The 20,819-nt window shown below is 73.3% G+C and carries 19 protein-coding genes; 12 read left to right on the top strand and 7 right to left on the bottom strand.

Going from position 1 to position 20,819, the window contains the following annotated elements; translation table 11 throughout:
* Positions 1–26: 26 nt before the first annotated feature.
* Positions 27–458, top strand: coding sequence for a tautomerase family protein (locus PYR72_RS42520; RefSeq protein ID WP_275460241.1), 432 nt, complete (start codon positions 27–29; stop codon positions 456–458).
* Positions 451–1,461, top strand: coding sequence for an alcohol dehydrogenase catalytic domain-containing protein (locus tag PYR72_RS42515; RefSeq protein ID WP_275460240.1), 1,011 nt, complete (start codon positions 451–453; stop codon positions 1,459–1,461). Before PYR72_RS42520 ends, PYR72_RS42515 begins: the two co-directional genes overlap by 8 nt.
* Before the next feature lie 75 nt (positions 1,462–1,536).
* Here the strand turns inward: PYR72_RS42515 and PYR72_RS42510 are convergent, their stop codons facing one another.
* Together PYR72_RS42510 and lnt are read right to left on the bottom strand one after the other, a co-directional pair.
* Complete coding sequence (locus PYR72_RS42510) at positions 1,537–2,010, bottom strand: NUDIX domain-containing protein (RefSeq protein ID WP_275460239.1); 474 nt, start codon at positions 2,008–2,010, stop codon at positions 1,537–1,539.
* A 67-nt stretch (positions 2,011–2,077) separates the two neighbouring features.
* The gene (gene lnt, locus PYR72_RS42505) at positions 2,078–3,694 is read right to left on the bottom strand and encodes an apolipoprotein N-acyltransferase (protein ID WP_275460238.1); all 1,617 of its coding nucleotides are present in this window, start codon (positions 3,692–3,694) and stop codon (positions 2,078–2,080) included.
* 292 nt (positions 3,695–3,986) lie between these two features.
* Between lnt and PYR72_RS42500 the strand changes: the two genes are divergently transcribed.
* Positions 3,987–4,976, top strand: a complete 990-nt coding sequence (locus tag PYR72_RS42500) for an O-antigen ligase family protein (protein WP_275460237.1) — start codon at positions 3,987–3,989, stop codon at positions 4,974–4,976.
* A 33-nt stretch (positions 4,977–5,009) separates the two neighbouring features.
* Here the strand turns inward: PYR72_RS42500 and PYR72_RS42495 are convergent, their stop codons facing one another.
* Both PYR72_RS42495 and PYR72_RS42490 read right to left on the bottom strand, forming a co-directional pair.
* Positions 5,010–5,567 (bottom strand): hypothetical protein, encoded by a 558-nt coding sequence (locus PYR72_RS42495; RefSeq protein WP_275460236.1) that lies wholly within the window; start codon positions 5,565–5,567, stop codon positions 5,010–5,012.
* Between the two features lie 50 nt (positions 5,568–5,617).
* A complete protein-coding gene (locus PYR72_RS42490) occupies positions 5,618–6,424 on the bottom strand; it encodes an aspartate/glutamate racemase family protein (RefSeq protein WP_275460235.1) in 807 nt (268 codons plus the stop codon).
* A gap of 57 nt (positions 6,425–6,481) precedes the next feature.
* Between PYR72_RS42490 and PYR72_RS42485 the strand changes: the two genes are divergently transcribed.
* Complete coding sequence (locus tag PYR72_RS42485; RefSeq protein ID WP_275460234.1) at positions 6,482–7,657, top strand: glycosyltransferase; 1,176 nt, start codon at positions 6,482–6,484, stop codon at positions 7,655–7,657.
* 5 nt (positions 7,658–7,662) lie between these two features.
* On the opposite strand, the gene PYR72_RS42480 is transcribed toward PYR72_RS42485, so the two are convergent.
* Positions 7,663–8,970, bottom strand: a complete 1,308-nt coding sequence (locus PYR72_RS42480) for a TerD family protein (protein ID WP_275460233.1) — start codon at positions 8,968–8,970, stop codon at positions 7,663–7,665.
* Between the two features lie 316 nt (positions 8,971–9,286).
* Between PYR72_RS42480 and PYR72_RS42475 the strand changes: the two genes are divergently transcribed.
* The 4 genes from PYR72_RS42475 to PYR72_RS42460 all read left to right on the top strand — a co-directional run bounded on the left by PYR72_RS42475 (position 9,287) and on the right by PYR72_RS42460 (position 14,085).
* Positions 9,287–9,718: a DUF6643 family protein gene (locus PYR72_RS42475; protein ID WP_275460232.1), complete on the top strand. Its 432-nt coding sequence runs from the start codon at positions 9,287–9,289 to the stop codon at positions 9,716–9,718.
* Positions 9,719–9,772: 54 nt separating this feature from the next.
* Positions 9,773–10,597, top strand: a complete 825-nt coding sequence (locus PYR72_RS42470; protein ID WP_275460231.1) for an MOSC N-terminal beta barrel domain-containing protein — start codon at positions 9,773–9,775, stop codon at positions 10,595–10,597.
* 314 nt (positions 10,598–10,911) lie between these two features.
* A complete protein-coding gene (locus tag PYR72_RS42465) occupies positions 10,912–11,532 on the top strand; it encodes a hypothetical protein (RefSeq protein ID WP_275460230.1) in 621 nt (206 codons plus the stop codon).
* Between the two features lie 111 nt (positions 11,533–11,643).
* Positions 11,644–14,085 (top strand): right-handed parallel beta-helix repeat-containing protein, encoded by a 2,442-nt coding sequence (locus PYR72_RS42460; RefSeq protein WP_275460229.1) that lies wholly within the window; start codon positions 11,644–11,646, stop codon positions 14,083–14,085.
* A gap of 43 nt (positions 14,086–14,128) precedes the next feature.
* Here PYR72_RS42460 and PYR72_RS42455 read toward each other — a convergent pair whose 3' ends face one another.
* Positions 14,129–16,405, bottom strand: coding sequence for a hypothetical protein (locus tag PYR72_RS42455; protein WP_275460669.1), 2,277 nt, complete (start codon positions 16,403–16,405; stop codon positions 14,129–14,131).
* Positions 16,406–16,851: 446 nt separating this feature from the next.
* Here PYR72_RS42455 and PYR72_RS42450 point away from each other — a divergent pair, with 446 nt between their 5' ends.
* Positions 16,852–17,685, top strand: a complete 834-nt coding sequence (locus tag PYR72_RS42450) for a DeoR/GlpR family DNA-binding transcription regulator (RefSeq protein ID WP_013005690.1) — start codon at positions 16,852–16,854, stop codon at positions 17,683–17,685.
* A gap of 136 nt (positions 17,686–17,821) precedes the next feature.
* Here PYR72_RS42450 and PYR72_RS42445 read toward each other — a convergent pair whose 3' ends face one another.
* Positions 17,822–18,946: a PLP-dependent cysteine synthase family protein gene (locus PYR72_RS42445; RefSeq protein ID WP_275460228.1), complete on the bottom strand. Its 1,125-nt coding sequence runs from the start codon at positions 18,944–18,946 to the stop codon at positions 17,822–17,824.
* A 354-nt stretch (positions 18,947–19,300) separates the two neighbouring features.
* On the opposite strand from PYR72_RS42445, the gene PYR72_RS42440 reads away from it, so the two are divergent.
* The 3 genes from PYR72_RS42440 (at position 19,301) to PYR72_RS42430 (ending at position 20,811) form a co-directional block, all read left to right on the top strand.
* Positions 19,301–19,621: a hypothetical protein gene (locus tag PYR72_RS42440; protein ID WP_005474746.1), complete on the top strand. Its 321-nt coding sequence runs from the start codon at positions 19,301–19,303 to the stop codon at positions 19,619–19,621.
* 285 nt (positions 19,622–19,906) lie between these two features.
* Complete coding sequence (locus tag PYR72_RS42435; protein ID WP_275460227.1) at positions 19,907–20,458, top strand: ATP-binding protein; 552 nt, start codon at positions 19,907–19,909, stop codon at positions 20,456–20,458.
* Between the two features lie 167 nt (positions 20,459–20,625).
* Positions 20,626–20,811, top strand: coding sequence for a DUF1272 domain-containing protein (locus PYR72_RS42430; protein ID WP_013005687.1), 186 nt, complete (start codon positions 20,626–20,628; stop codon positions 20,809–20,811).
* Positions 20,812–20,819: the final 8 nt, after the last annotated feature.

Raw genomic sequence — 20,819 nt, 5'->3', positions numbered from 1 at the left:
AGCGTTCGTCATAGAGAGGAACCGCCATGCCGATGATCCGGCTGACCGCCCCCGCGGGTTCGCTGACCGAGAAGGGCCGGGCGAGCGTTCAGCGCGAGCTGGCCGCCGCGCTGCTGCGCTGGGAGCGCGCGCCCGACCTGCCGTTCTTCCGCGCCCAGGCGTGGAGCTACCTGATCGAGCTGCCCGAGGGGGCGCAGACCACGGCCGAGGACGACGAGCCGCGCTTCCTCGTGGAGGTGACGGTCCCGCAGGGCGCTCTGGACGACGAGCGCAGGGCCGGGCTCGTGGCGGAGGCCACCACGACGGTCCTCGACGCCGCCGGGCTCTCCCAGGAACACGCCATGCGCGTCTGGGTGCTGGTCAACGACCAGCCCGAGGGCACCTGGGGCGCCGGTGGCAACGTCATCCGCTTCGCCGACCTCGTCGCGCTGGCGAGGGAGCAGCGGGCAGGTGCGTGAACTGACCTACGTGGCCCGCCGCACCGTGGAGTGGCGGGAGGCTCCCGACCCCGTGCTCCGGTCCGACCGGGAGGCGATCGTCGCCCCGGTCGCCGCCACCTCGTGCGACGTGGACTCCGCGATCCTCGCGGGCCACGGCTTCCTCGACCCGCCCTTCGCCCTCGGTCACGAGTGCGTGGCCCGGGTCGTCGAGACCGGTGAAGCCGTCACCACCGTGGCCCCGGGCGATCTGGTGGTGGTCCCCTGGTCCGTCAACTGCGGTACCTGCGACCACTGCCGGGCCGGACTCACCGCGCACTGCACGTCCGTACCGCACATGGCGATGTACGGGGCGCCGATCGGCGGCAGTTGGGGCGGCCTCTTCTCCGACCTGGTCCGGGTGCCGTACGCGGAGGCCATGCTGGTGCCCCTGCCCGCCGGTCTCGACCCGGTCGCCATGGCCTCGGCGAGCGACAACTGGTCCCTGTCCTGGCGGCTGGTCGCCCCTCACCTCAGGAACCGGCCCGGCGCCCGTGTCCTGGTCGTCGCGCGGGGCAGCATCGGCCTGTACGTGTGCGACATCGCCCGCGCCCTCGGCGCCTCGGACGTGCTGTACGTCGACCCCGACCCCGGTCACCGCGCTCTCGCCGAGGGGTTCGGCGCCCGTACCGCGGAGGCGTTCGAGCCCGTGCCGCACGGCTTCGACCTCGCCGTCGAGGCCACCGGGCGGGTCGACCAACTGGCGCTGGCGGTCGGTTCCCTCGCTCCGGAGGGGGTGTGCGAGTCGGCGGGCAATCACTTCCGGCCGGGTGAACTGCCCCTGCTGGACATGTATCTCACCGGCGTCACCCTGCGGATCGCCCGCGACAACGTCCGGGCCCACCTCCCGGACGCGCTCGAACTGGCCCGCTCGGGAAAGGTCGACCCCGCCCGGGTCGTCTCCCACGTCCTCGACTGGGAACAGCTCCCGGACGCGCTCCCGGAGAAGCACCTGAAGCCGGTCTTCGTACGCCCCGCCGCCTGACCGGGGAACGTCCAGGACGCCGCCGGCCGGCCTCCCGCACCCGCCCACGGGGGGGCCGGTTGCGGTGGCCCGGCCTCAGGCCGTGGGGTCGAACCAGGTGACCGTGTCGGACATCGCCTGCTTGATCCGGAACAGCGCGAACTCGTTCAGGTCCGGCAGGGCGTCCAGCGAGAACCAGCCGACGTCCAGCGACTCGTCGTCGTTGACCCGTGCCTCGCCGCCGACCGCCCGGCAGTAGAACGTGGTGTCCATGTACTGGCAGACGTCACCGTTGTCGTAGCGCACCGGGTCCAGTGCCTGCACGAGGACGACCCGTTCGGCCACGCACCGCACCGCCGTCTCCTCGTAGACCTCCCGCACGGCACAGGCCGCCGGCTGCTCGCCGGGGTCCGGGATGCCGCCGATCAGCGCCCACCTGCCGGTGTCGGACCGGCGGCCCAGCAGCACTCTGCCCTCGTCGTCGAAGACGAGGGCGGTGACTCCGGGGAGCCAGAGGAGCTGGTTGCCGGCGGTGACACGGAGGGTGCGGATGAAGTCAGGGGTAGCCATGGAGCCGACCCTAACGGGCCGGTTCCCTCACCCCCGCCGTTCCGGCACGCGCACGCGCGGCGTACGGCTACACGCCACCGGCGCGCCTCCCGCGCACACCGGCCCCGATCGCCCAGCCGAGCCCACCGGCCGCGACCAGCACCAGAAGCATCTCGGGCGCGATGCCGAACCGGGTGGCGGGCGTCTGCGAGGACCGCAGCGGGACCTTCTGGACGAGCGAGTCCGGGACGAACATGCCCGTCTTCTGGGTGATCCGCCCGTCCGGCATGATGATCGCGCTGACCCCGCTGGTCACCGGCACGGTGACGGTACGGCTGTGCTCGACGGCACGGACCCGGGACATGGCGAGCTGCTGGTAGGTCATCTCGCTGCGGTCGAAGGTCGCGTTGTTGCTGGGCACCGAGATCAGCTGGGCGCCGTCGGTGACCTCGGAGCGCACGGCCCAGTCGAAGGCGGCCTCGTAGCAGGTGACGAGGCCGACCTTGGCACCGTCCATGGTGAACACACCGGGCTCCGTACCCCGGCTGAAGTCCTGGCGGACCATGGAGGTCCACTCGCCGTTGATGGCGCCGATGAGCGACCGCAGCGGGAGGTACTCGCCGAACGGCTGGATCTGCCGCTTGTCGTAGGTGTCGACGGGGCCCTTCTCCGGGTCCCAGAGGATCTGCTCGTTGTAGAGCCTGCCGTCCCGCTCGACGACACCGCCGACGGAGATGGGGGCACCGATGGCGGTGGCCGCCCGTTCGATCACCGCGCGGGCGTCGGCGTTGGCGAAGGGGTCGATGTCGGAGGAGTTCTCCGGCCAGAGCACGAAGTCGGGCCGGGCGACCTTGCCCGCCTTCACCTCGGCGGCCAGCCGTTCGGTCTCCTTGGCGTGGTAGTCGAGCACGGCCCGCCGCTGCGCGTTGAAGTCCAGCCCCAGGCGCGGCACGTTGCCCTGGATGACCGCCACGGTCGCCGTGCCGTCCTCGGCCTCGTCGCTCACCAGGGCCCGGGACACGAAGGCACCGGCCAGCGGGACGGCCACGGAGAGCGCGGCCACGGCGGCGGTGCCCCGCCGTACGGCCTCGCCGGTGCGGCGGTTCGCGACGAGCAGCCGCACCGCCTCGCCCAGCCCGAAGCCACACAGCACGACCGCGAAGCCGAGCACGGGTGTGCCGCCGAGCGCGGCCAGCGGCAGGAAGACGCCGTCCGCCTGCCCGAAGGCGATCTTGCCCCAGGGGAAGCCGTGGAACGGGGCACGCGCGCGTGCCGCCTCACCGGCGACCCACAGCGCGGCGGCCCACACCGGCCAGCCCGGCAGTTTCGAGACGACGGCGACGCCCGCGCCGACGAGCGCCACGAACACCGCCTCGATCGCGACGAGCGCGAGCCACGGTCCGGGGCCCACCTCCACACCGGTCCACACCAGCAGCGGAAGCAGGAAGCCGAGGCCGAAGAGGTAGCCGAGGCCGAGGCCCGCCCTCCAGCCGCGTCCGCGCAGCACCAGGCCGAGGACGGCGAAGGCCGGCAGGGCCAGCCACCACAGCGTCCGCGGCGGGAAGCTGACGTAGAGCAGCACCCCGGAGAGCGCCGCGGCGGCGGCCGGAAGGAGCCGGGCGGCCCATCGGGACACCCGGGAGGCGGGCGTGGCCTGGGGTTCGAGCTGTTCCGGCTCGTCTACGGGAGTGGCGGTGACGGTCACTCGGGGAGTGTACGGCGCGTCACCCCGGCGCCGACAGCGCGGCCCGGGCGTCCGGCGTGAGGCTTTTGTCGCACCCCGGCCGCAACGTTCCTGCGCAACTCGTCCACAAACCGGCGCATCACCCGTTACGGTGTCCGCGAGCCTCTGACGTGCGGCCGGACGCGTTCCGGCGGTCGGGGCCCGGCACAGGCGAGAGGCGTCGGGGGGCGACGGGTTGGGGTCCACGAGGACGCGGTCCGCGGCCGGAGCGCCGGCCGCACACGAGAGACGGAACGTCTCCGATGTCACGGGTGTGCTCCTGCTCGGGGCGTGCGCGGCCTGGTCCCTCACCACGGCGGCGGCACGGGGCGGCCGTCCCGAGGGGGTGCTGCTCGCGGTGCTCGCCGTGGCGGCCGGGTATGCGGCGGGCCGGATCTGCGGGGCGCTGCTGCCGGTGCTGGCCCCGTCCGCCGCGGCACTGGCCGGATTCGGTCTGGCAGTCACGTCCCCGCACACCGTGGCGGGCTCGCCGCTGATCCCGCCGCTCGGGCACACCGGTGCGACCGCCGCGCTGCTGGCCCTGTCCACGGGCGCCGCCTGCTGTGCCGCCTGGGCGGCGCCCTCCCCCGGGCCGCGGCCGGCCCTGCGGCTGCTGGCCTGCGGCATCGCGGTGACGGCGGCCGTGCTCGGGTCCACCACCGGTGTCGCCGCGTGCGTGGGCGTGCTGCTGTGCTCGCTCGCGTCGGACCGGATGCGGTATCGCGGCCTGGGGCTCGCGGGGCTCGCGGCCGGCACGGCCCTGGTGACGGCGACGGTCTGGGCGATCGCCGAGGACGCGCTGCCGGCCGGACTGACCGACCTGCTGGAGGGGCAGCTCACCGGGCACCGGGTGCTGCTGTGGCACGACGCGCTCGGCCTGGCCCGTGACGAGCCGCTGCTGGGCACGGGGCCGGGCCGCTTCGGGGAACTGAGCCCGACGATCGCCCTGTCGCTGCCGTCCGACGACCGGCCCCACTCGGCTCCGTTGCAGCTGGCGGCCGAGCAGGGGCTCCTCGGCGTCGTCCTGCTCGCCGCCGTGTTCGGCTGGATCCTGTACGTGCTGTGGCGGGCCCCGCGGTCCACGCCGGTCGTCCTCACCGCCGGTGCGGCCCTGACCGCGCTGGCCGCGATCGCCTCGGTCGGCAACGCGCTGAGCTTCACGACGGTGACGGCGGGCGCGGGCCTGCTGGCGGGCATGGCGACGGCCCGGCCCCTGACGGAGGAGGACGACGACGGAGCGGGGCCCGGTCCCGGCGCGCTCTGAGAAAAGAGGGGGTGTCCGCGAAGTGGCGGGCGGTCAGCGCGCGGCGCCGGACGCCCTCGGGCGCAGCCGGGCGCGGATGACACGGACGGCCGTCTCGGCGTTGTCCACGGTGATGGTGAACGTGTGGCCGTCCCACAGGCGCAGCACCACGGCCTCCCCCCGACGTACGACGACGGCGGTGCCCTTCTCGGGCCGCCAGCGATAGCCCCAGCCACCCCACTGGTGGGGAGTGACGCAGGCCGCGAAGTCGGCGTCGGCGACCTGGGACAGGGGGATACGGCGACGGGGCACGCCGATGTGACCGCAGCGGACCTCCAGGGACTCGTCGTCGACCCGCACGGAGACATGGACGAAGGCGAGGGTGCCGAAGAGGACGAGCAGTCCGGCCGCGATGCAGCCGACGACCGCCATGACGAGCGGGGCGGTACCGGACGTCCACGCCGAGTCGACCGCCAGTTCGATGCCCAGAGCCATGAACGCGGCACCGCCGAGCGCCAGCAGCCATTGACCGCGGTTGGTCGCGCGGCCGGTCCAGACCTCGGAGCCCGGGCCCGCGGGGGTACCCGTCTCGCCGTGGGGGTGGTCCCTCATGGCTTTGAGACTACTCAGATTCCGCAGCGCGGGCACCTGGTCGCGCAGCGTCACTGCTCCGGGTGGGCGGCCGGTACGGGAGCGGTCGTCCGGAGCAGGGCGCCCTCCGCGTAGGCCAGTGCCGGAGCGGGCAGCGAGCCCTCGCGGCCGCTGAGGATGACGGTCAGCGTCGCCCCGGTCCAGTCGGCCTCGGGCTTGGGCAGTTCCCCGATGCGGCGCAGCGCCTGGGCGGCCACGGCGCCGGCGGAACCGTGCAGCACGAGCGGCGGACGGCCGGGCTGCTGGACGGCCGCCCGGATGCGCTCGGCGACCAGTTCGTAGTGGGTGCAGCCGAGGACGACGGTCGTCACGTCCGCGGGGGTGAGGGCGGCGGCCGCGGCGATCGCGGCGTCGATCGCCGCGTCGTCCGCGTGCTCCACCGCTTCGGCCAGACCCCAGCAGGGCACCTCGGTGACCGTGACGCCGTCGGCGAATTCCTCGATCAGGCCGCGCTGGTAGGGGCTGCCGGTGGTGGCGGGCGTGGCCCAGATGGTGAAGGGGCCGCCGCCGGACGCGGCGGGCTTGATCGCCGGGACGGTGCCGATGACCGGCAGACCGGGTTCGAGGAGGGCGCGCAGGGCGGGCAGGGCGTGCACGGACGCGGTGTTGCAGCCGACGATCAGGGCGTCCGGCGCATGCGCGGCGGCCGCCGTCGCCACGGCCAGGGCGCGCTCGGTGAGGTCCTGCGGGGTGCGCGGTCCCCAGGGCATGCCGTCGGGGTCGGAGGAGATCACCAGATCCGCGTCGGGCCGCAGCCGCCGTACCGCGGCGGCGGCGGGCAGCAGACCGATACCGGAGTCCATGAGCGCGATCTTCACCCGGCCACGATAGACGATGGCCTCGGTACGGCCGCCGCCGTGGGGCAGACTGCGGACGTGAGCGCCATCGTGTGGACCGCCGCCGGATCACTCGCCGCCTGGTCGTGGCTGCTGCTCGGCCAGGGCTTCTTCTGGCGCACCGATGTGCGCCTGCCCCCGCGCCGGGATCCGGACGACTGGCCGGACGTGTGTGTCGTCGTCCCCGCCCGTGACGAGGCGGGCGTGCTGCCCGAGAGCCTGCCGTCGCTGCTGGCGCAGGACTATCCCGGCCGGGCGGAGATCTTCCTGGTCGACGACGGCAGCTCGGACGGCACCGGTGACCTGGCCCGCGAGCTGGCCCGACGGCACGGCGGGCCGGCGCTGACGGTGTCCTCGCCCGGGGAGCCGCCCCCGGGCTGGACGGGCAAGCTGTGGGCCGTACGGCACGGGATCGAGCTGGCACGCGCGCGGGAGCCGGAGTTCCTGCTGCTGACGGACGCGGACATCGCGCACCGGCCCGACAGCCTGCGGGCGCTGGTGGCCGCCGCGCGCACCGGCGGCTTCGACCTGGTCTCCCAGATGGCCCGGCTGCGTGCCGAGAGCCGGTGGGAGCGGCTCGTCGTGCCGGCCTTCGTCTACTTCTTCGCCCAGCTGTATCCGTTCCGGTGGATCCGCGTCCCGGGTGCGCGCACGGCGGCCGCGGCGGGTGGCTGTGTGCTGCTGCGCACCGAGGCCGCCGAGCGGGCGCGGATCCCGGAGGCGATCCGGCAGGCGGTCATCGACGACGTGGCCCTGGCGAGGGCGGTGAAGAGGAGCGGCGGCCGGATCTGGCTGGGGCTGGCGGAGCGGGTGGACAGCGTGCGCCCCTACCCCCGGCTGCGCGACCTGTGGGACATGGTCGCGCGCAGCGCCTACGCCCAGCTGCTGCACAGCCCGCTGCTGCTGGCCGGCACGGTCCTCGGCCTCGCCCTGGTCTATCTCGTGCCGCCCGTCGCGCTCCTGGCGGGACTGCTCACCCGGGATCCGGCGACAGCGCTCCTGGGCGGCCTCGCCTGGCTCGTGATGACGGCGACGTATCTGCCGATGCTCCGTCACTACGGTCAGCCTCTCGGGCTCGCCCCGCTGCTGCCGTTCACGGCGTTCCTCTATCTGCTGATGACGGTGGACTCCGCGGTGCGGCACCACCGGGGGCGCGGTGCGGCCTGGAAGGGCCGCACCTACGCACGCCCGGAGCCGGTCCCCGAGGAGGGGTAGCGCGGCTACTTCCGTCCGGGGGTCCAGTTCATCCCCCACCCGTAGGCGTAGTCGACCGTACGCTGCGGGCTCACTCCGCGTTCGGGGACGAGGTAGCGGGCCTCGCGCTGGACGATGAGGTCGCCGCCCTGGTTGGTGATGAGGGCGAGTGCGCACACGGTGGAGGGGACGGTGCACTCGTCGAGGGAGAAGTCGATGGGCGCGCCGTGCTGCGGCTGGAGGGTGACCGTCGCGTGCAGGTCGGCGAAGGAGCGGGCGCCCTCGTAGATGGTGACGAAGATCAGGATGCGCCGGAAGTACTGCGTGTGGTCGAGGTTGACGGTGAGGTTCTCGCCGCTGCTGACGGCGCCGGTGCGGTCGTCGCCGTCGAGGTGGATGAACGGTGGCTGGCGCAGGGAGCCGAAGGCGTTGCCGAGCGCTTGGACGACGCCCTTGCTGCCGTCGGAGAGTTCGAACAGGGCGCACAGGTCGAGGTCGAGGTCCGCGTGCATGGCGACGGCCCGGCCCAGTTTGCTGCCCCACCCCTTGAACTGCTTGCGCACCTCCCAGTTGAGGTTCACGCGCATGGCGCCGGAGGTACCGCCCTGTTTGGTGAGGGAGACCGCCGGGGCCTCCTTGGTCAGCGTCACCTTGGTGAGGCGGACCGGCGCGGGGGGCGTCACGGGAGGGGCGGGGGGCGGGGGCGGGGCGTGGGTCACCGGCGGCGGCACGGTGACGGGAGGCGCGACGGGCGTGGAGGCCGTCGGCGTGGGCGCGGGCAGGGGGGCGGGTGCCGCGGCCGGCTGCTGGGGTTCGTCCACGGTGATGCCGAAGTCGGTGGCGAGGCCCTCCAGGCCGCTGCTGTACCCCTGGCCGACGGCCCGGAACTTCCAGGCGCCCTGCCGGCGGTAGAACTCCCCGAGCACGAATGCGGTTTCGGCCCCCGCGTCCGCGCTGTCGTAGCGGGCGATCTCGGTGCCCGCCCGCTCGTCGAGCACGCGGATGTGCAGGCCGGGCACCTGACCGAAGGTGCCGCCGTCGGCCGAGGCGGCCACGACCACGGTCTCGACGGCGGGCTCCACGCGCGCGAGGTCGACGACGAGCGTCTCGGTCACCTGGCCGCCGGCGTCCCGCTTGCCCTCGTGGCGGACGGCGCCGGAGGAGTGCGCCGGCTGGTTGTAGAAGACGAAGTCGGCGTCCGAGCGCACCTTTCCGCCGACGAGGAGCAGCGCCGAGGCGTCCGTGTCGGGCACGCCCGGTCCGGAGTGCCGGCCCAGTTCCACGCGCAGCGCGGTCGTCGGCACCGCGGTGTTCGATCCTTTCGGCATTGACATGTCCGCCCCCATCAGAAGGTCATCCAGAAGGTCGTCGCCAGACCGCGTCCCACGCGGACCGTCGGATCCGGTCGGATCCGTTGTCGGCGCCAAACCTATTCCCCCGGGGCCCGGAACCCCCAGAACCCGTACCGAAAGATCGTGGCCGACCGTCGGTAACCCGCCGGGAACTCGGCCTTTACACGATCAGTACGCGCTTTGCCGCCCTTTTTCACCGAGTTCGCTCGCATTGGGGGTCCGGCGTCACTGCCGACACGGAAAACAACCCTCTTATCGGTCTCCCCAACCAGCACATCGTGGGCTTAACTTATGTGCCATGACCTCCCCCCGCTCCACCTACGGCGGCGGTTACTACTCCGCCTCGTCCTTCGCGGACACCCCGATCTACGACTCTCTCGTCGCCGAGCGGGGAACCCCTCAGATCGCCCCGATCCGGGTACCCGCCCAGTACGACATGCCGAGCAGCAACCTGCCCGCGCTGCCGTCGGCGCTGCCCGCACTGCCGTCGGCTCCGTCGCAGGCCGCCTACGGCTATCCGCAGGCTCAGCAGCCCTCACCGCTGCAGCAGGCTCCCAACGCGTACATCCCGCAGCAGGTCGCGGGCCCGCGCGGCTATCCGGGCGCCCAGCCGCAGCAGCAACGGCCCATGGCCGGGTACGAGGCCATGCGCCCGGCGGCTCCGCGTCCGGCCCCGTCCGCCCCCTACCAGCAGGATCCGTACAACGGCCAGCAGTACCGGGGGTACTGAGGCACTCGGCACAATGCGCGTGGGGTTGTCACGGTCTGCTGGCAGGATGACCCCATGGGGAATCCGTCGCTGCACTCGATCCACGTCCACCCGCTGAAGGCGGCCCGGGGCTTCGCCCCCGACGAGGCCGTCGTGGAGCCCTGGGGGCTGGCGGGAGACCGTCGGTGGGTGCTGGTCGACGACTCGGGCAAGGTCATCACTCAACGTCCGCATCCGCGTATGGCGTTGGCCGCCGCCGGGCTGCTGCCCGGCGGCGGTCTTCTGCTGTCCGCGTCCGGCCGCGCGCCGCTGACCGTCCCCGTGCCCGAGCCCGTCGGCACGGTCACCGTGGAGATCTGGCGGGACAAGGTGGAGGCGGTCCTCGCCGACGCCGCCGCGCACGCCTGGTTCAGCGACCACCTCGGCGCCTCCGTGCGCCTGGCGCACCTCGACGACCCGGCGACCCGGCGCCCGATCGACCCCGAGTACGCCCGCCCCGGGGAGACCGTCAGCTTCGCCGACGGCTATCCGCTGCTGCTGACCACCCTCGCCTCGCTGGACGCGCTCAACGCGCTGGTCGCGCGGGGCGACCATGCCGAGGAGGGCCCGCTCCCCATGAGCCGTTTCCGGCCCAACGTGGTCGTCGACGGCACGGTCGCCTGGGCCGAGGACGACTGGCGACGGGTCGCGATCGGCGAGGTGACCTTCCGGGTGGCGAAGATGTGCGGCCGGTGCGTGGTGACCACCACCGACCAGGAGACCGGCGAGCGCGGCCGTGAACCCCTGCGCACCCTCGCCCGCCACCGCCGGTTCGGCGACAAGCTGGCCTTCGGGCAGAACCTCGTACCGGAATCCGGCGGCACGGTACGGATCGGCGATCCGGTGCGGATACTCGAATAGCGAGTCCGAACTCACCGCCGTACAAGGGTTCTTGAGGCGGCCCGTATACGGCCCCGAAAGCGACCCCCTGTGTGTCCCCGGTGTGTCCCCGGTGTGTCCCCGGTGTGCGAACCCCCGCCTCCCGCTTGAAAATTCAATCTCCTACGATTCGGTTTCACGAGCTGGGAACACATGCTCAGGGTCCGGCCGTTGGGTGTTTGTGAGAAGTTCATGAGAAGGCCCGGTGGAAGAGTGACGTCGCTCTCTCTTCACCCGGACCGCCCGTGGACGGCTCCGCCCCGGGTTATCACGGACGCGGAAGGGGGTGTGGTGCGATGCGGGCCATCGGTGGACTGCGGGCGATCGGCGGGCTGTGGCGCTGGCGGCACAATCCGCTGCGCCGGACGACCGATCTGGTCGAGGCATGGCTGGCGTTCGCCGCCCTGCTGCTGATCCTCGTCGCCGCGCCCCTCGTCGGCGCCGTCGCCGGCACCACCGCCCAGGGAGCCCTGCAGCAGTCCGTGCGCGACCAGCAGCAGAGCCGGCACCGGGTGACGGCCACCGTCGTCAAGAAGATCGACGGCTCCCCGCTGGACCCCGATCCGGAGACCTCCACCCGCGGCCGGCAGAGCCGTGTGGTCGCCGACTGGACCGGCCCGGACGGCACCGAACGCCGCGGCACGGTCCTGGCCGGTCTCAGGACCCCGAGACCCGGCGACCACTTCACGCTGTGGACGGACGTGCGGGGCCGCGCGGTCGGCCGCCCCCTGGACTCGGCCACCGCGACGACCCACGCCGTGCTGGCCGGATTCGGCTCCACCGTGCTCGCCGCGGGGCTCGTCGAGGGCGTCAGACGCCTGATCGTCTGGCGCATGGTCCGCCGCCGGTACGCCCGCTGGGACCAGGCATGGGACAAGGCGGGGCCGGACTGGGGCAGGACGGGCACGGGCAGCTGACGGCCTTCGCACTCCGGTCAACTCCCCCTGCCCGCGCACGCTACGGTGGACCGACCAGCCGAACTGTTCGGCATCGACCCGCGTTCCACGAGGTGGGGGCACAGCAACGCCATGGCACAGGGCACGGTCCAGGTGACGCACACCGGTACATCGCGGTGGCGGCGCCGCACGGGTGAGTACGCATCGCTCGCCGCAGCCCTGGAGGCCGCGAGCGACGGCGACGTGCTCGTCGTCGCTCCCGGCACGTACCGGGAGAACCTCGTCGTGCAGCGCGGGGTCACGCTCCGCGGTCCGGAGGGCTCGCCCGGCTCGGTCCGCATCGCGCCCGTGGACGGGGTGCCGCTGACCGTGGCCGCCTCGGCCGTCGTCCAGGACCTGCACGTGGAGGGCCAGGACGCGGCGGCGCCCGCGCTGCTCGTCGAGGACGGCACCCCCGAACTGCTGGACCTGCGGATCGTCACCCGTTCCGCGGCCGGCATCGAGGTGCGCGGCGGCGCCCGGCCGACGGTCCGGCGCTGCACCGTGGACAACCCGGCCGGCATCGGCATCGCCGTGGTCGACGGCGGCGGTGGTGTGTTCGAGGAGTGCGAGGTCGTCGCGGCGGGCCAGGCCGGGGTCGCGGTGCGCGGCGGTGGCCATCCCCGGCTGGAGCGCTGCCGGGTGCACCACACCTCGGGCTCGGGTCTGACGGCGACCGGGGAGAACTCCGCGCTGGAGGCGGTCGGTTGCGAGGTCTACGAGGTCCGCGGCAGCGGCGTGCAGATCACCAACCGGGCCACGGCCCACCTCACCGACTGCGATGTGCACCGGACGACGGCCGACGGGATCACCCTCGACACCGACGCCGTGCTCACCCTCGCGGACTGCCGTATCCACGACATCCCGGAGAACGCGGTGGACCTCCGCTCGCGCTCCGTCCTCACCCTGACGCGCACGTCGGTGCGGCAGTTCGGGCGCAACGGGCTGTCGGTGTGGGACCCCGGCACCCGCGTGGACGCCAACCAGTGCGAGATCTTCGACAGCACCGGCGACTACCCGGCCGTCTGGGTCAGCGACGGCGCGACCGCGGTGCTGGAGTCCTGCCGTGTGCACGATGTGCCGGACGCGCTGTTCGTGCTGGACCGGGGTTCGCGCGCGGACGTCGTCGACAGCGACCTGTCGCAGGTGCGGAACACCGCGGTGTCGGTCAGCGACGGGGCGACCGCGCAGCTCGACGACTGCCGGATCCGGGACGCCGCCACGGGCGCCTGGTTCCGCGACCACGGCAGCGGCGGCACCCTCAACGGCTGCACCGTGGACGGCACCCAGACCGGCGTGATCGTCACCAAGGGCGCCGACCCGACCATCGAGCGCTGCACGGTCACCTCGCCCGCCGAGGCCGGCTTCTACGTCTCCGCGGGGGGCCGCGGCAGCTTCCTCAACTGCCGGGTGACCGGCAGCGGGGGCTACGGCTTCCACGTCATCGACGGCTGCCGGGCCACCCTGCGCAAGTGCCGTACGGAGCGCTGCGCGCGCGGCGGCTACGAGTTCGCGGAGGGCGGTCCCGGTGCCGCGGGCGGCGGTCCGGTGGTCGAGGACTGCACCAGCGACGAGAGCGCGGGGGTCCGGCCCCCGGCCCCGCAGGAGACGGCCACGCAGACCACGGCCGCGTCGTCCGGGCTGCTGGGCTCGATCCCCGGACAGCGCACCACCGAGCAACCGGTGACCGCCGCCCCGGCCGCCGTGGAGCCCGAGACCCCGGCGCGGGCCTCCAAGGCCGTGCTCGGTGAACTCGACGCGCTGGTCGGCCTGGACAGCGTCAAGCGCGAGGTCCGCGCCCTCACCGACATGATCGAGGTGGGCCGCCGCCGCCAGCAGGCCGGCCTCAAGGCGGCCTCGGTGAAACGGCACTTGGTCTTCACCGGCTCCCCCGGCACCGGCAAGACCACGGTCGCCCGCCTCTACGGCGAGATCCTGGCCTCGCTCGACGTCCTGGAGAAGGGGCACCTCGTCGAGGTGTCCCGCGTGGACCTGGTCGGCGAACACATCGGCTCAACGGCGATCCGCACCCAGGAGGCCTTCGAACGCGCCCGTGGCGGCGTGCTCTTCATCGACGAGGCGTACGCCCTGTCGCCGGAGGACTCGGGACGGGACTTCGGCAAGGAGGCCATCGACACCCTGGTGAAGCTGATGGAGGACCACCGGGACGCGGTGGTGGTGATCGTCGCGGGCTACACGGCCGAGATGGAGCGCTTCCTCACCGTCAACCCCGGCGTGGCGTCACGTTTCTCCCGCACCATCACCTTCGACGACTACGTCCCCGACGAACTGCTGCGCATCGTGGAACAGCAGGCGGAGGAGCACGAGTACCGGCTGGCGCCCGGCGCGGGCGAGGCCCTGCTGGACTACTTCACCGCGATCCCCAAGGGCCCGGCCTTCGGCAACGGCCGGACCGCGCGGCAGACGTTCGAAGCGATGGTGGAACGCCACGCGAGCCGGGTGGCCCAGGTCGACGAACCGGACAAGGACGACCTGACACTGCTCTACGCGGAGGACCTGCCGGAGCTGCCGTAGTCCGGGTTGCCCGGCGACCGCTCGGGACGTCGTCCTGCCCCGACTAGGGAGTCCGCGGGCCCGGCAGGCCGGTGTCGAGGCGGTCGAGCAGGTGTCGTCGTTCCTCGACGAAGGCGGGGTCCGCCTGGTAGTCGGAGTGGCCGAGGATCGGGGCGGGCAGGGGGTGGGCGGCGGTGCGGCCGTAGGCGAGGGGGTCGGTGAGGGGGTCGGCGTCGACCTGCGGCCCGTTCGCGCTCGTCAGCCGTACGGGGCCGCCTATGGGGTCGGTGCGGCGGTACAGGTTGCGCCAGCAGTCGATCTCGCGGTGCAGGGCGGCGAGCGGCTCGGGGCCGAAGTGGGCCGGGAACCAGCGCCCGTACAGCCGCTCCAGCGGCGATCCGTAGGTGAGGAGCGCGACCCGGCTGCGGACCGACGGGGTCAGCTGCCAGGCGGCGGCCGCCGCGAGGACACTGCCCTGGGAGTGCCCGGAGATGACGAGCCGGCCGCCCGTGGCGCGCGTCCAGGTGGCCATGCGCCAGGTCAGGTCGGGGACGGCCCGCTCGGCATAGCAGGGCGGCGCGAACGGGTGGGCGGCCCGCGGCCAGAACGTGCCCACGTCCCAGAGGATGCCGATCGTGCGGCGCGCGGAGGCGTCCTTGTAGGCCCGGCGCCCCCAGGTGACGAACAGCAGGAAGCCCACGCCGATCAGCCAGGACCCCAGCGCCTGGGCGGCCTCGGCGGCGCCCGCGACGAAGGCGGACGAGCCCAGCGCCGCACGCGCCGGTGTCTCCCGTGTCACCAGGGCGCCGGTCAGGGCGGCCGCGCCGAGCAGCAGGGTCACGGTGGAGATCACGCCGACGAGGCGGGGCGCCCGGTCGGTGAGCGCGGCCATGGCCCGGGTACGCGCGATCCGGCGGGTGCGGCCGTCGTCCCGGGACTCGTGCTCCTCGCCGGGGCGCTCCTCGTGGGGTGACTCCCGCGTCAGGCCGTACTCCCGTTCGACGGCCACCGTCTCCGACCGTCGCAGGGCCAGGGTGCGGCGCGCCAGCCAGCCGAGGAGGCCGAGGACGACCAGGAGGAAGGGCGGGATGACGGATGCCTGCCAGGTGAGCAGGACGGGGGGACCGGGCAGGGCGTCGTCGGTGCCGCCCAGCCAGTCGGCGACGCGCTGGGCGACCCCGGCGGACATGACACCGCCGAGGGCGCAGGCGAGCATCGCGACGGCGGGACCGGCCAGTCCGTACAGGGCGGTGCGCGGGTCGGGCCGGGAGCGGTACAGCAGACGGGCGACCACGCCGAGCGCGAGGACCAGCACGCCCTGGACCAGGGTGATCCCACCGAAGGTCAGGTCCCCCGGCAGCCGTCCCGCCGACCGCCAGCCGGGGCGCGACCACCCGGCGTACAGCAGGGTGAGGACGAGTACGGCGAGCGCGCAGGCCGGCAGGCCGCGTACCAGGTGGGCGTCCAGGTGCTGGTCGAGGCGCCCTTCGCTGCGGCCTCGGCGGCAGACCACCCACACCACGACGACGGCGAGCACGACCAGGGCGGCGTTCAGCAGCGAGCCCAGCAGTTCCAGGAGGGCCGGCCCGCCCGCCCGGCGGTCCTGGCGGGCGGCGGCCGTGCCGACGGTCGCCGCCACGGTCAGGAACCCGGCCGCCACATGGGCGGCGCGCAGCCTGGCCACGAGGCGGCGCCCGTACCAGAAGCCGGGCCGCCCCAGGGCGACGCGTGCGGTGTCCTCGGCGTCGAGGGCGGCGCGCGGCGCCCTGTCGTCCTCGGAGCGGGCGCCGCGCTCCATGGGGCGCTGGGACTCGTACTCGCTCCAGGTGCGGTGGGAGAGGTACCACAGCAGACCGGTCAGGGCGCTGGGCACCAGGGCAGCCAGGGCGAGACGGCGGCCGGGCAGGCTCCACCAGCCGTCGTCGGAGACGGCCGGGGAGAGAAATCCGAGCCAGGTGTGCGCCCGCGCGCAGTCGCGTGCGCCCGCGCACTGCCACGCGGTCAGGTCGAGCGCGACCTCGCAGGCGGCCGCGACGAGCAGCACGGTGAGGGTCAGGCCGGTCAGCCGGACCAGCAGGCCGTAGAGGCGTACGGTCCGACGCCGGTCGCGCACGCCGGGCCGCATCCAGTGGGCGAGGTTGACGACCATGAACGGCAGCAGCACCAGCCACAGCGCGCGGGAGCCGTTGCCGGAGGTGAGGTTGCACCAGACGTATGCCTCGGGGACGGGTCTGCCCCGGCGGTCGGTGGGGCGCTCCTCCGCGTCGGCGTCGTCGGCACGGCGGAACACGGCGGCCGTGTCGTCGCCGGTGATCCGGACGGTGCGGGGGTCGTCGAGCATGCGGTCGGGGCTGGTCCCGCCGACGCCGTGGACGAGGAGTTCGAGGGCGGGCCCCTCCGGCTCCGTGCGGCCGGATTCCGGGCGCCGCTCCGCCGCGGCGGGTTCCCGGTGTTCCCCGGGTTCCGTATGTGCCGTATGTTCCCTCGCACGATCCACTGTTCCGCTTCCCCCGTGACGCGCCGCAAGTCAGGTGATGTGCAGGCACTGATGATCGCCGCTGAGGGCGCCTCGTACACCTGTGGTCACCGAATCTCCTCGATCCGTGTGATAGTGACGGGCGCGGGAAACGGTGGGTGACGTGCGGGTGACGGCACGGGTAAGGGCCTTGCCCGTGGCGGGGCGTGCGAATATGGGACGTCCTCGGGACCGGGGACGGGGGAATGTCCTCGTCGGAGGGGGTAGGGAAGGCGTGTCGGGCGTGATGGGGCGAGAGGACCGGAGCGGGCGTGAGTGAGAACCAGAACCTCCTCGCGGAGCAGCGCCGGGCCCTGATCCTCGACGAGGTGCGACGGCGGGGCGGGGTCCGGGTCAACGAGCTGACCCGCAGGCTCGGGGTGTCGGACATGACGGTGCGCCGCGATCTGGACGCGCTCGCCCGCCAGGGCGCGGTGGAGAAGGTGCACGGCGGCGCGGTGCCGGTGGCCGAGGCGAGCACCCACGAGCCCGGTTTCGAGGCGAAGTCCGGGCTGGAGCTGAACGCCAAGGAGGACATCGCGCGGGCCGCCGCGGAGCTGGTCGCCCCGGGGTCGGCGATCGCCCTGTCGGGCGGTACGACGACGTACGCGCTGGCGCACCGGCTCGTGGACGTGCCGGACCTGACCGTGGTCACCAATTCGGTGCGGGTCGCCGACGTCTTCCACGCGGCCCAGCGCACGACGGGCCCCCGGCAGGGAGCGGCGACCGTGGTGCTCACCGGCGGGGTGCGCACGCCCTCCGACTCCCTGGTGGGGCCGGTGGCGGACCAGGCGATCGCGGCGCTCCACTTCGACGTGCTGTTCCTCGGGGTGCACGGCATATCCGTCGAGGCGGGTCTGTCCACGCCGAACCTGGCGGAGGCCGAGACCAACCGGCGGCTGGTGCAGTCGGCGCGGCGGGTCGTGGTGGTGGCCGACCACACCAAGTGGGGGACGGTGGGCCTGAGTTCGTTCGCGGCGCTGGAGCAGGTCGACACGCTGGTGACCGACGCGGGGCTGGCCGCGCAGGCGCGGGCCGAGATCGCGGAGCATCTGCGGCGGCTGGTGGTGGCCGGGGAGGACTTCGACGACGGCGTGGACGACTGACCGCCGTCGAGTGGCGAGGACTGCCTGGGGCTGCGGGGTGTCCGTGGCCGGTCGTGCCCCCGCGGCGGGGCCGCGCACCGGAACGGCCCCGCACCCCTGACGGGGCGCGGCAGGACCCGGCGCCGAGGCGGGGCTCTCAGGCCGTCCACTCGCCCGTGGCCAGCAGCGTCTCGATCGCCGTCGTGTACGGGGCGATGTCCAGGCCCTGCTCCGCCAGCCACGCGTCGGAGTAGTACTTGTCGAGGTAGCGGTCGCCCGGGTCGCAGAGCAGGGTCACCACACTGCCTCGGCGGCCCTCCGCCACCATCTCGGCGGCGATCTTGAGGGCACTCCACAGGCCCGTGCCCGTCGAACCGCCGGCCTTCCGGCCGATGGCCTGCTCCAGGGCGCGCACGGCGGCGACGCTGGCGGCGTCGGGGACCTTCATCATGCGGTCGACGGCGCCGGGGACGAAGCTGGGCTCCATGCGGGGCCGGCCGATGCCCTCGATGCGGGAGCCGCAGTCGCAGGTGACGTCGGGGTCGCCGGTGGTCCAGCCCTCGAAGAAACAGGAGTTCTCGGGGTCGGCGACACAGATCCGGGTGTCGTACTGCATGTAGTGCACGTACCGGGCGATGGTCGCCGAGGTGCCGCCGGTACCGGCGGTGGCGACGATCCAGGCGGGCTCCGGGAAGCGCTCCAACTGGAGCTGGCGGAACACGGATTCGGCGATGTTGTTGTTGCCGCGCCAGTCCGTGGCGCGCTCGGCGTAGGTGAACTGGTCCATGTAGTGGCCGCCGGTCTCCCCCGCGAGGCGGGCCGACTCCTCGTACATCTTCCGCGAGTCGTCCACGAAGTGGCAGCGTCCGCCGTGGAATTCGATCAGGCGGATCTTCTCGGCGCTCGTCGTGCGGGGCATGACGGCGATGAAGGGGACGCCGATCAGTTTGGCGAAGTACGCCTCCGAGACTGCCGTGGAGCCGCTGGACGCCTCGATGACGGGGCGGCCCGGCCGGATCCAGCCGTTGCACAGGCCGTAGAGGAAGAGGGAGCGGGCGAGGCGGTGCTTGAGGCTGCCGGTGGGGTGGGTCGACTCGTCCTTGAGATACAGGTCGATGCCCCAGGACTCGGGCAGCGGGAAGCGCAGCAGATGGGTGTCGGCGGAGCGGTTGGCGTCGGCCTGCACCTTGCGCACGGCCTCTTTGAGCCAGCCTCGGTACCCGGCGTCGCTGTGATCGACGTCAAGGGTCGTGCCCGGACGAGGGGGGTGGGGGGTGCTCACGGCGTGCTCCTCACAGTGCGCCGACGGCGGATCGCGGCGTCGGACACCCCGATGATAAACACCTTCCACACGCTTCTCACCTGCATAAACATGCCTTTGAGCACCTCAAAGGCACTCCTGTGGCAGGGATGCGCGGGGCGCATGGGGGGCGCATGCCGCGCATGCGCCGGAACCCCGCCCCCGGTCCACCGTGCGCACTGGTGCTCGACCCGGAGGACGTGCAGACTTCACCGCACGGACCGAGTCGACGCCACCGGGGCCGATCAGGGGGAGGCGGCCTCGGGCACACTGGAGCACGGTCCGCGACGGATCACACGACACGGGACAGTCGACGCGCGCTAGGGGGCGGGATACATGGCCGAGCCGGAGTTCAGGGCCACGGGCGTCCGGATCGGGAAGAGGCTGCGGCAGCTCACCCGGGCGGGGCAGGTCCGGATCGAGGACGGCCGGCTGCAGTTGCTGACCAGCTACGGCAGCGAGATCGACAGCGCTCCGGTGCAGGCGGTGCGCGCCTCGAAGCCCTGGTTCGCCAACGAGGACCGGGCGTTGGCCGACGTCAACGGCACCCGTTACACGCTCACGCTGAACGAGCACGACCCGGCTCCGGGAAAGCCCGGTCCGCCCTCGGCGCGCCGGTTCATCGAGGCGGTGCGCCGGGCCGCCGGGCGGGGCTGACGAAGCGGGCCACCGAGCCGCGAGTTGCGGGACCGGTCCCCCTGCGTCACTCTGGTCTCACGTCACTCTGGGTTTACCGGCGATAACGCTGCGAACCAGCCGCCGGCCACGTCAGCGGGCGGCGGCCGTGCGCAGCCACCCCACGAGCAGGCGGCAGCCCCGGCTTCCGTCACCAGGCGGCAGTCATCGGCGGCCGCACCACAGCAGGCGGCGTTTTTCGCCCAGCCACCTCGCTGGATCCGTACTCCGATCTTCTTCCGGACTCAACTTCGGGGAGTCGCAGCCGTGATCAGCCAGCAAAGCAGGCACTGCACGGTGGAGCTCCAAGCCCTGCCGTCGCGGATCGGACAGGTCCGCAGAATCGTATCTGCGCAATTGCGCTACTGGCATCTGGATCCGTTGATAGAGCGGGCCGCACTCGGGGTGACCGAGCTGCTGTCCAACGTCCACCGGCACGCGGAGCCGGACAAGATGTGCACCGTGGAGATGGAGTTGCTCCTCGGCCGGCTCACGGTCTCGGTGCGCGACAACGACCCCCGCCTCCCCGTCGTCCAGGACGCGGAGCCCTTCGCCACCTGCGGTCGCGGTCTCGCGATGGTCGCCGCGGTGAGCGAGAGCTGGGGTGTGCGGCCGCACGCCGAGGCGGGGAAGGTCGTGTGGTTCACGCTGCCGGCGTCCTCCGCGGCGGTGCCGAAGATCTCGCCCTACGACGCCGGGCTGACGGTCGAGGCCGCCCAGCCGTGCGACCTCGGACAGCCCTACGACACCGGACGCAGGCCCGCCGCACGCGGGCTCAGGTCCGAACACGCTCCCGCCCGGTCGGCCGTCGCAGGCTGACCGGGCGGTGACCATCTCTCCGTGGGCCGGGGCGGGTTCGCCCGCCGGCCACCGGTCTCGGGTGGGGCCGGCCGCGGGTGGGAACCCGCCCGTGGCAGGATCGTGGGGCTCGCCGCCCCTGTGTCCGGCGGTTCCCGCGGCACCCCGATCCGAGAAGAGGCCCACCCATGGCGCTGGAGATGCGCGACCGCTGCGAGCGCTGCGCGACGACCGTGCTGCCCGCCGACGCCCCGGCCCGCATCTGCTCGTACGAGTGCACGTTCTGCGTGCCATGCGGCGAGGCCCTGCGCGAGATCTGCCCCAACTGCGGCGGGGAGCTGGTGGCCAGGCCCCGGCGCCGGACGGACGCCTGACGCCACGA

It is taken from the genome of Streptomyces sp. VNUA24 (genome assembly GCF_029167005.1).
In the GTDB taxonomy this organism is placed as follows: Bacteria; Actinomycetota; Actinomycetes; order Streptomycetales; family Streptomycetaceae; genus Streptomyces; species Streptomyces scabiei.
Note: the sequence above shows the minus strand (reverse complement) of the source record. Positions and strands in the feature narration are given on the sequence as shown.